General features: G+C 40.8%; 12 protein-coding genes. 9 read left to right on the top strand and 3 right to left on the bottom strand.

Annotated features, from left to right (window positions below; genetic code table 11):
* From BLT91_RS29755 to BLT91_RS29725, 7 genes are all read left to right on the top strand, one after another.
* The coding region (locus BLT91_RS29755) for a beta-class carbonic anhydrase (protein WP_090827808.1) at positions 1–536 on the top strand (536 nt) is incomplete at its 5' end.
* A gap of 295 nt (positions 537–831) precedes the next feature.
* Positions 832–1323, top strand: a complete 492-nt coding sequence (locus BLT91_RS29750) for a class I SAM-dependent methyltransferase (RefSeq protein ID WP_175532600.1) — start codon at positions 832–834, stop codon at positions 1321–1323.
* Between the two features lie 179 nt (positions 1324–1502).
* Positions 1503–2240: a CTP synthase C-terminal region-related (seleno)protein gene (locus tag BLT91_RS29745; RefSeq protein ID WP_090827804.1), complete on the top strand. Its 738-nt coding sequence runs from the start codon at positions 1503–1505 to the stop codon at positions 2238–2240.
* 171 nt (positions 2241–2411) lie between these two features.
* The gene (locus tag BLT91_RS29740; RefSeq protein WP_090827802.1) at positions 2412–2864 is read left to right on the top strand and encodes a DinB family protein; all 453 of its coding nucleotides are present in this window, start codon (positions 2412–2414) and stop codon (positions 2862–2864) included.
* Positions 2865–3066: 202 nt separating this feature from the next.
* The gene (locus tag BLT91_RS29735; protein WP_090827800.1) at positions 3067–3450 is read left to right on the top strand and encodes a hypothetical protein; all 384 of its coding nucleotides are present in this window, start codon (positions 3067–3069) and stop codon (positions 3448–3450) included.
* A 449-nt stretch (positions 3451–3899) separates the two neighbouring features.
* Positions 3900–5171: an immunity 26/phosphotriesterase HocA family protein gene (locus BLT91_RS29730; protein WP_090827799.1), complete on the top strand. Its 1272-nt coding sequence runs from the start codon at positions 3900–3902 to the stop codon at positions 5169–5171.
* A 155-nt stretch (positions 5172–5326) separates the two neighbouring features.
* Positions 5327–5683, top strand: coding sequence for a hypothetical protein (locus BLT91_RS29725; protein WP_090827797.1), 357 nt, complete (start codon positions 5327–5329; stop codon positions 5681–5683).
* A gap of 344 nt (positions 5684–6027) precedes the next feature.
* Here BLT91_RS29725 and BLT91_RS32445 read toward each other — a convergent pair whose 3' ends face one another.
* Positions 6028–6141, bottom strand: coding sequence for a YjcZ family sporulation protein (locus BLT91_RS32445; RefSeq protein WP_217635304.1), 114 nt, complete (start codon positions 6139–6141; stop codon positions 6028–6030).
* A gap of 298 nt (positions 6142–6439) precedes the next feature.
* Between BLT91_RS32445 and BLT91_RS29720 the strand changes: the two genes are divergently transcribed.
* The gene (locus BLT91_RS29720; RefSeq protein WP_090827795.1) at positions 6440–6988 is read left to right on the top strand and encodes a tyrosine-type recombinase/integrase; all 549 of its coding nucleotides are present in this window, start codon (positions 6440–6442) and stop codon (positions 6986–6988) included.
* Positions 6989–7287: 299 nt separating this feature from the next.
* Positions 7288–7389 carry a YjcZ family sporulation protein gene (locus tag BLT91_RS33315; RefSeq protein ID WP_254777206.1) on the top strand — a complete coding sequence of 34 codons (102 nt, stop codon included), beginning with the start codon at positions 7288–7290 and terminating at the stop codon, positions 7387–7389.
* 610 nt (positions 7390–7999) lie between these two features.
* On the opposite strand, the gene BLT91_RS29715 is transcribed toward BLT91_RS33315, so the two are convergent.
* Positions 8000–8431, bottom strand: coding sequence for a C40 family peptidase (locus BLT91_RS29715; RefSeq protein ID WP_090827793.1), 432 nt, complete (start codon positions 8429–8431; stop codon positions 8000–8002).
* Positions 8432–8933: 502 nt separating this feature from the next.
* Positions 8934–9330: CAP domain-containing protein (locus BLT91_RS29710; RefSeq protein ID WP_254777205.1), on the bottom strand; the 397-nt coding region annotated here is incomplete at its 5' end.

Here is a 9330-nt window from a genome sequence, read left to right as displayed (position 1 = left end):
AGTTTGTAGAGAAGAAGGAATTTGAAAAATATAAAGCATCTAGATTCAAAGATAGAAAGATGGTTGTTGTAACTTGTATGGACTCAAGGCTTACCGACCTTCTTCCCCGAGCGTTAAATATTAAGGATGGAAATTCCAAAATCATTAAAGATGCTGGAGCGATTGTTTTGCATCCATTTGGCAGCGTTATGCGTAGCGTTATTGTCGCTGTATATGAATTAAATGCCGATGAAGTGTTTGTGGTCGGACACCATGATTGCGGGATGAGCTGTATTGACCCTGGCGAAACCATTAATAAAATGAAGGAGAACGGCATATCTTCCGAAACTATCGACACCCTCGAAAGTTCCGGAATTAATTTGCAACAGTGGCTACACGGTTTCGATAGTGTTGAAGATTCCGTCAAAGGAAGCGTGCAAACGGTCAAGAACCATCCCCTCCTGCCAAAACATATTCCTGTTCATGGCCTTGTAATCGACCCGGAAACAGGAAAGTTGGATTTAATAGTTGACGGTTATAAACAGAAAGAATCGTAGGGAAATCCGAATTGAATGAAGCCTTCCTAGATCATGAAACGCTATTCTGGGGAATACTGAGCTATCGAGAAACGTTAGTTACATACACTATCAAGATAAGGCTGCCGGCATAATCGGCAGCCTTTGCTCAACTAAAGGGAAGGATACTGATATAAAACTCCATCTATAAATAACAAAAATCCATTTTAAGATAGTCATTTTCCACTTATAATTAGAAAAAAAAGGAAGTGATTATGTGACTCAAGAATTAAGAGTGGTTGTAGGAGCAGGAGGAAGCAACAATAATCCGGGATGGATGCATACTCAAGAAGAAGAACTGAATCTACTAAAAAAGGATAATTGGGATCGAAGATTTTCACCCAACTCCATTACTGCCATTTTAGCTGAACATGTATGGGAACACTTAACATATGATGAGGGAATTCAAGCAGCGATGATTTGTATTGAATATTTAAAGCCTGGTGGGTATATCCGTTGTGCTGTTCCGGATGCTTTCTTTCCTAATGAGGACTATCAAAATATCGTTAAAATAGGAGGTCCGGGATCAAAAGATCATCCTGCAGCCTCTCACAAAATTGTTCATACTTATAGAACGTTAAAGACAATGTTTGAATCCGTTGGTTTTCAGGTTCAGCTTCTCGAATATTGTGATGAGAACGGGGAGTTTCATTATAATTACTGGGATGAAGCAAAGGGCTTTATTTATCGTTCTAAAAGGTTTGATCACCGGAATCAAAATGGACAATTGGGGTTTGTTTCATTAATAGTAGATGCAATTAAACCATGACTCCGAAGGACGGATACGATAGCCCAATAACAACAGGATACCGGCATTATCGGCAACCTCTTCAGCATACAAAGGAGCTTGATTTTTCAACTAATTGAGAACAAGCTCAATAAACTACACCATGAGGCTCCGCGGATTTTGATATGCAGCTTAGTTAACTTTGAGAGGGGGCATGTCTAGTGAAGATAGGAATTGTTGGTGACTATAATCCAGAATATCCATCACAGCTCGCTACAAATAATGCACTTATTCATTCATCTAAGAAATTAGGAGTCACTATCGAGCCAGAGTGGATTCCTACAACTACTATAATTGAACAAATTGATACCATCAAAGAAACATATAAAGGTTTTTGGATAGCTCCGGGTTCCCCTAATTCTATTGATGGGGTATTAAGTATTATTGAATTTTCTCGTGAAAACAATGTGCCTTTGTTAGGATCTTGCGGTGGGTATCAATACATCATTATTGAGTATGCAAGAAACAAATTGATGTTGAAGGAAGCAGGACACGAAGAACGAGATCCTCACTCAGCTCAATTAGTTATCAGTAAACTTACTTGTTCACTACTTGGTCAAATAGGCGAAATCATCATAAAGAAACCTTCGAAAGTGTTTGAAATTTATCAAGAAACAAATGTAATTGAACAGTTTAGGTGTAATTATGGACTTAGTCCAGAATACGAAGCTCAAATTCATGAAGTCGGATTAAAAATAGTTGGAACAGATTCCTTGGGAAACCCTAGAATAATTGAATTACCAGAACACAATTTCTTCATCGGTACGTTATTTGTTCCACAATTAAAATCAACCTCGGAAACACCACACTGCATCGTTGATTCCTTCATTGGTTCTGTAATTAATCAGGTTCAGAATAACCCTGAATTAAAGAAGAAAGATATCTGCTCACTAAACTAACGGCGAACTATAGCGGAGGAGACTGATCGCGGCAGCTCCTCTTTTTTTGTTCATTCAAGTAACGGGCAGCATAGTTTAGCCCACTAGAAATATTGCGAACGCATGTTCTTTGCAATTACACCAGTTAAGGATATAATTAACATTATTTAAAAGTTATATGGGAGGATTAATATGGCTGCTAAAGAAGTACTGAACTATGGAAAGATAATCAAAGAAATAACGAGGTTTAAGGAGCTTGATGAACCTCGTTTCCTCGAACCAATAAGTGAAGGCAAATGGTCAGTTAAGGAAATAATAGGTCATCTATTTTATTGGGATAAATTCATCCTGGAGAAGCATTTTCCATCTATGGATCAAGGAGCTGTATTAATCTCATTTCCCGACCATGATGAGCATAATAGTGAGGCTATTCAATATATCAGTGCTTTTAAAACAACTGGCTCTTTAATAGATGAGTTTGTTGAGAAAAGAAGACTGTTAATTGAAATGATGTCTGGAATCGAGAGTGATGTAATATTTACAATTGGCTCGGGGAATCGCCAATTTACAGTTGAGACATATCTAAAGATATTTATTGACCACGACAATCATCATCTCAATCAAATAAAAGTACGATTGAGCTAACGGTGAACGATAGTGCAATAACCAGGGAGCAGCTCGCCACGCGGTAGCTGCTCCTTGGTTTCGTTAAAGTAACGGGCAGAAGAATGGAGTAAATCAAATACGAGCATTTTGCACATTTATCGGTATGAACGGATAAATAGACGATTATATCATGCCCCCCGGTTGCATCCCCTCATATTGTAGTGCGAGGGGGTGATGAAACATGGCGCAACCGATAAATATCGGAGCAAATAGCATAGCTAAGATCGGCGATCGTTTTTTTATGATTGTTGAGGTGGAGGCGATAACAACCGGAGTTGAAATTGATCCAGTATTTGGAGTGCGGACGACCGCACAACAAGCAGCAGCACTCCTTCGTGCAGGTGTAAAGCGTACGACATTTGCAAAAGTAGATCCGAAACCTACTAGCACAACGAAAGTCGAGTTGAAAGGCGTATTGTTTGCCAACGGACGGATTTTCAAGGTATTCGACGTGGAAAACGCGACGAGCGATATTTCCGTCTTAGTCCGGATCAACCTAGCGCAGGCGCAAAGGCTTATCCGAAGCGGTACACGTATCATCAAGGTTTATAGAAAACCATTCTAAAACAGCGAAGGAGCTGCGTACACAGCTCCTTTTTCAAGTACAAACTCATTGGATTGGTACATATCTCTCCACATCATGGTTCAAGTAAGTTTTTTACAGAGAGCCCCTGTATGTTGCATTTCATTCAACTACAGTAATTGATTAAACTAACGGGAAACGATAGTAGAAAGAACAGTCAGGACAAAGCTGCCAGCACATGAATGGCGGCTTCTTTGAGCTAACGGGCAGTTTAGTTACAAATCATGGTAAAATAAGTGTAGTGGTTTATCGAGCTTTGGTGGATGCTGAAAAGGTGGATAAGAAGTGGCTAGCATATTATCCAGAGTAGTAAATCGGAATATGGATCTACCACTGCCGCTGAACCAGCGGGTGATTTATAAGCATCGGGTGAGGTTTGTATGATTGCCTTAGTTAGCCTAGCCTACCTTAACAGATGAGAGGGAGTAAAGATGAAGATCAGCATGGACGAATTAGAGATGAAAGAGTTTTTAACCTTTCGGCTAACGAATGAACATCGGCCTTATTTCGGCTTAGATCCGGTGCGTGACGAGTGGGAAGAGGTTGAAGTTAAATCTGGAACGACCGTTTATTATGATCAAGAGGACGTAATACGAAAAGTGATCAAATTTGATCCGTTTTTTCGGTTTCACTACACGGAGTTCGATACGGTCATGGCTACGAAGAATCGGACCACCATCTTACCGAAAACAGAAAAAGGCAAGGAAAAGAAAATTACGCCAACTAATATCATTGCTCCAACCCCATCTGGATGTACAGTTAGCTTCCGTCTGACAAGTGAAAGGTTAGGCTCTGGCATACATGCGTATAATCCTAGAAATCACATCAACCTGCCAATTGATTCGGACAATAACCTTCATACTCTCGACGAGCTTCGGCATTGGATAACACATTATATTGAAACCTGTCCGCCTGATTATTTCAATAAAGTGGACAGGATGAGAACAATGCCACATCGAACGATCAAATATAAGCCCGGAGATATCTTTAGATTCGAGATCGATCGCGCGCATTACGGATTCGCTTTAATCATAGGGGAGAAAAAGAAATTGTCACCCTTATTACCTGATGAACACAACTGGAACTCTCTGATGACAGTGCCAATACTCTTTCGATTTTATGAACTAAAGACGACAGATAAAGATTTACCCTTTGAAGACATATGCTCTTACCCTTTATTGCGTGCAGAATTTATGTCTGATGGGGATATTATTTGGGGAACGCATGACATTGTGGGCCATAAGCAGCTCGAAGAGAAAGATATTGATTTTCCCATGCACCTGAGTTTCTTAAGAGAAAATCATGGTCCCCACGTACTGCGCTTCTCATGGGGACTCGGTACAGCAATCGCGGACAAGCCCTTAGATATGGAAGAAGTTAAAACAACTTTAGAGGATAGGACGCAGTGTGATTTCAGCAACCGCGGGGTTGCATTAAGTCTTCCCATGTATGAGCTGTTAAGGGTGCTTAATTGTGAACCCCAATTTGGTGAGTGGAGTGACCTACTTCACCCGAACAATTTTCAGAAGAGACAAAAAGTCTATGAATGGTTTGGATTTCCGGAAGAGATGGATCTCGATACTTTTAATCTGCAGCACAATGGCTATACTCGGCAACAATATATTGACTTAGTATCTTCAAATTACAAGTTGCTTAAGCATCCTGTAATCCGTGGAGCTAATCTTGATTGCAACGTTGATTAAACTAACGGGTAACGATAGCTCCATAACAAGATCTAACAGGCTGCCGGTGATAAATTCGGTGGCCTATTCCGCAAACGTGCAAAATAGTTTAAGAAGGGAAACTGAATATTCATATAGAATAGTGAGAAAACAGTTCAGAAATTTAGGAGAACTAAATGCACAAATACATTTATTGGCATGCATTTTTCAAAGTGAACACAAAGGAAAAAGCATTAAAGCTACTTACGAAATTTGATGACATATGTGAAACAAAGGCTACCTTGTTAGCGTGTGAGCGATATTGGAAGGACGAATCTTTATATGAAGTTAGTTTTGCCACAGCCTTAAATAAGGAAGATATTTCAGATGCAATTTTCTCGACATTAGTAATTTCTCATAAATTGGCTTATAAATGGGAGGTTAATGGTCCTTCTACTCCAGGACTAGGGGTATGGGAATTTCATGGACTAACAACTAAGACCAAGGTCACAGGAATCGATTGGATTCAGTTTAGGATAAAGTCCGATGAGTGATTAAGCTAACGGAAAACGATAGCTCAATTAACCGCCTTTTCGTAGGGCGGTTTTCTTTTGGAGTAAAAACAACATTAAGATTTAACATAGCCTAAATTAAAAAGAGAAACCAGACACAAAGGTCCAGTGACGACGGCCGCTTGTTGGAGAAATGGGTATCGAAGTGAGGTATTAGACCTAGTGCGCAACCATCAACTTGACCATATATTGATATTGCCAACCACACTCAACTCATTCGTCAACCCTCATTTAAACAAAAACAAAAACGGTCTATATTCGCATCTATTTCGCGATAAGACCGTTTTTGTTTTTCTCGATATTCTTTGTGATGTTGGTTTAAGAAACTAAATTACAAAAGCTGATGTGATGATAACCAAAAGAATGAAAAGAACCAAAACAGCTGCTGCGCTTGAACCAACACCGTAACCTGCACAACTTCCACCATAACCTAATCCCATGTTTACTCATTCCCCTCAAGTGAATTTTCATTACGGTATAATCATACGCTCGGTACATAGTGTTTGCTTGGACATAAGTCAGGGCTTCCTTGCTGGAAGGAATACAAAATGCAAAATAAACCGTTCCTCCTAAATGGAGATTGCGGTTTTTTCTTTTGTCATCCAATGTACGATATTAAATAAAAACATACATTCATTCCCTTGTATTGGTGGACTTTTCCTCGTATGTGCGGTATTCTAGGTTTATCCAAAAAATAACGTACATTCAAATCATTGATTTTACTGGGGGAATTACATCGTGAATCAAATCAAGGACGTTAAGCCAATCAGATCCAAGGACAAGATAGAAGACTTCAAGTGGGCACTTCGCCGCCACTGTTCAGAACGGGATTACATCTTGTTTTTACTGGGGATCAATACAGGATTACGTGTAGGTGACCTGGTTAAGCTGAAGGTCAAGGATGTACGTAGGAAACAGCGTGTAATGGTCCAGGAAGGAAAGACGGGGAAGCCGCGGGAATTAAAGCTAGGCAACGTCTATGACGCTTTAAACGCCTACATAGACACGCTAGACAGTGAATGGTTGTTCCCTTCCCGTAAAGGTGACGGGGCCATTACGCCAACACAATCTTACAGGCAGCTGAACAAAGCGGCTGACTTTGCAGGGGTAGATTCGGTGGGTAATCATACGCTACGGAAGACCTTTGGCTACTGGTTCTACAAACAGACCATGGACGTAGCTAAGCTTCAGAAGATACTTAATCATAGCCACCCGTCAATCACGCTAAGCTACATAGGCATCACGGATCAAGAGATCAACGAAGATCTAGAAAGCTTTGTTCTATAGCGTATCAACAACCTGACGGTGGTCCCGTTGGGCTTCTTCTACGTTTAGACCCCCTATGGCGGGGAGCACGTCATCATTTCTCACCATCATGGCAACAGACCGTATGTAAAACAAAATTGAGCTTCGGGGAAAAATAAAATTTTGCAGTAAAATTTGAACTTCGGCAAAATCCAAGTGGTCAAGCTTCGACTAATTGGGACCGCCTGACTTTAGAAGAACGGCTTATGTCCAAGCAATCACTATGTGCCGAGCGTATGATTATACCGTAATGAAAATTTACTTGAGGGGAATGAGTAAACATGGGCGTAGGTTATGGTGGAGGTTATGGTGGTTCAAGCACAGCATTTGTCTTAGTTCTTTTTATTCTTTTGGTTATTATCTCAATGACTTTTGCATGGTAATTCCTTAAACCAACAAAAAGAATATCGAGAAAAACAAAAACGGTCTTATCGCTAATAGGTGCGAATCCAGACCGTTTTGTTGTTTAACTGAGGGTGATGAATGAGTTGAGTGTGCTGGCTGGCAATACCAATATACGGTCAAGTTGATGGTTTTGTACTAGGTCTATACCCCCACTTCGATACCCATTCCGCGCTATTCCTTCCAACACTTACCGCCAAGACGGATCAGGTTGAAGTGCCTTACGGAGCTGACGTGGATTTCATTTGGGGACATCGTGGGGGCTAGGATAGGGAAATAAAGAAAAGGCCCACAGGGGAGATCCCGTGAACCCCATTTCTTTACTGAAATTAAGTTACCATGCAAAAGCCATAGTAATGATAACCAAAAGAATAAAGAGAACTAAAATCTCCACACTGCTATTGCGACGATGACCGTCTACTCCTACACCATATCCCATATTCATACACGCTCCTTTTAAAAGGGGGATAAACTACCATCTATATTATGTCAGCATTTATCCCTTGCGTGGACTATAGTCCACTATTCCTTCGTCGGAACTACAAAGAAAAAACGCCACCCCGTGAAGGTGACGTTTCTTTTGTGTTTCCCTTATAGTACACGGCGTGCCGTAGCGTAATGGTTGCTCCACCAGCCGCTGTTCATATCCGTGATCGTAACGCCAGGGCTACCGTAGGTGTGCATTACTTTACCGTTACCAATGTAGATACCTACGTGATGGATCGGCGAATAGAAGAATACCAAGTCACCTGGTTGCAGTTGATTCCGCGGCACGAACTTACCTACTTGTGACTGCTGTTTAGAAGAACGCGGCAAGTTAATGCCGTTCTTGCCAAATACATATTGGGTAAATGAAGAACAGTCAAATGTACTTGTATTTCCTTTCTGAGCGCCGAACTTATAAGGAACGCCAAGATAGTTCTTACCTAAAGCGATGATGTTGTTGGCTTTATTAGATACGGAAGTTGAAGCTGTTGACGTAGCATTTGCAGTAGCAGCGTGTGTTGCTGTTGGTACCGCCATAGCGCCACCTACGAAGACGGATAAACTCAATGCAAAAGCCGAAATAGCCTGAAGTAAATGGCAGACAAGGGGCTAATGTGATCATTATTCAGTTCCTTGATTCCCTAGACATGACTTTGAAAGTACGGCAGAAGCTACAATTAAAACACAAAATAATAATGAAAACGAAATAGAAGAAGATACAAGTAAATGAAAACTTTGGTTCTCAAGTATGATAAGAGACATAAGTCGTTAAGCTAACTGAAAACGATAGTTAAATAAAACAGCGACAGTCTAAGACTTTATTTTCTAGTCCCTGGCTGTCGCTGTTTCGATTTCGGGGGGGGGGGGCAGTCTAATACTTATTTTACGGAGTCTGACGGTTTTCTGTAATTAAAAGCCGCGTGCTCTCAAGACATTCAGTCTAATACTTTATTTTCACCAGACACCTAAGGCATTAGAGAAATAGACCCCGACTCTCAAATCGGAGAGTTAGGGTCTTGCTTTTATATTTAGAGATTTATTAGTTAGCGATGAATTCTTGCACCCATTCGCCATTGTAATAGCCGACACCGATTTTGGTATAATTCGGACTTAAAATGTTTTGACGATGCCCTGCGCTATTCATCCATGACGTCATAACGTCTTGCGGTGTTTGCTGCCCCATGGCAATATTTTCGCCGGCATAGCTGTATTGAATACTATACGAGTTCATCATGTCAAACGGAGAACCGTAGGTAGGCGATGTATGGTCAAAGTAATGGTTATTATACATGTCCTTGGCTTTATCCAGTGCCATTGCTGACAATGCTTTGTCCATAACAAGCGGACTCAGACCAGCCTTAGCGCGTTCCTGATTTACTAAGGAAACCACTTGATCTGCAAAAGAAGACTGACTGCTTACAGGCTTTGGTGCTGGT

Source organism: Paenibacillus sp. yr247 (genome assembly GCF_900103825.1).
Classification (GTDB): domain Bacteria; phylum Bacillota; class Bacilli; order Paenibacillales; family NBRC-103111; genus Paenibacillus_E.
The sequence above is the reverse complement of the archived record's forward strand: the minus strand, read 5'-3'. Positions and strand labels throughout refer to the sequence as shown.

Excerpts from the sequence above, each read along its gene's own strand:
- BLT91_RS29750 (WP_175532600.1), top strand. The coding sequence starts at position 832 with ATGCATACTCAAGAAGAAGAACTGAATCTACTAAAAAAGGATAATTGG.
- BLT91_RS29740 (WP_090827802.1), top strand. The coding sequence starts at position 2,412 with ATGGCTGCTAAAGAAGTACTGAACTATGGAAAGATAATCAAAGAAATA.
- BLT91_RS29735 (WP_090827800.1), top strand. The coding sequence starts at position 3,067 with ATGGCGCAACCGATAAATATCGGAGCAAATAGCATAGCTAAGATCGGC.
- BLT91_RS29730 (WP_090827799.1), top strand. The coding sequence starts at position 3,900 with ATGAAGATCAGCATGGACGAATTAGAGATGAAAGAGTTTTTAACCTTT.
- BLT91_RS29725 (WP_090827797.1), top strand. The coding sequence starts at position 5,327 with ATGCACAAATACATTTATTGGCATGCATTTTTCAAAGTGAACACAAAG.
- BLT91_RS32445 (WP_217635304.1), bottom strand. The coding sequence starts at position 6,141 with ATGGGATTAGGTTATGGTGGAAGTTGTGCAGGTTACGGTGTTGGTTCA.
- BLT91_RS33315 (WP_254777206.1), top strand. The coding sequence starts at position 7,288 with ATGGGCGTAGGTTATGGTGGAGGTTATGGTGGTTCAAGCACAGCATTT.
- BLT91_RS29715 (WP_090827793.1), bottom strand. The coding sequence starts at position 8,431 with ATGGCGGTACCAACAGCAACACACGCTGCTACTGCAAATGCTACGTCA.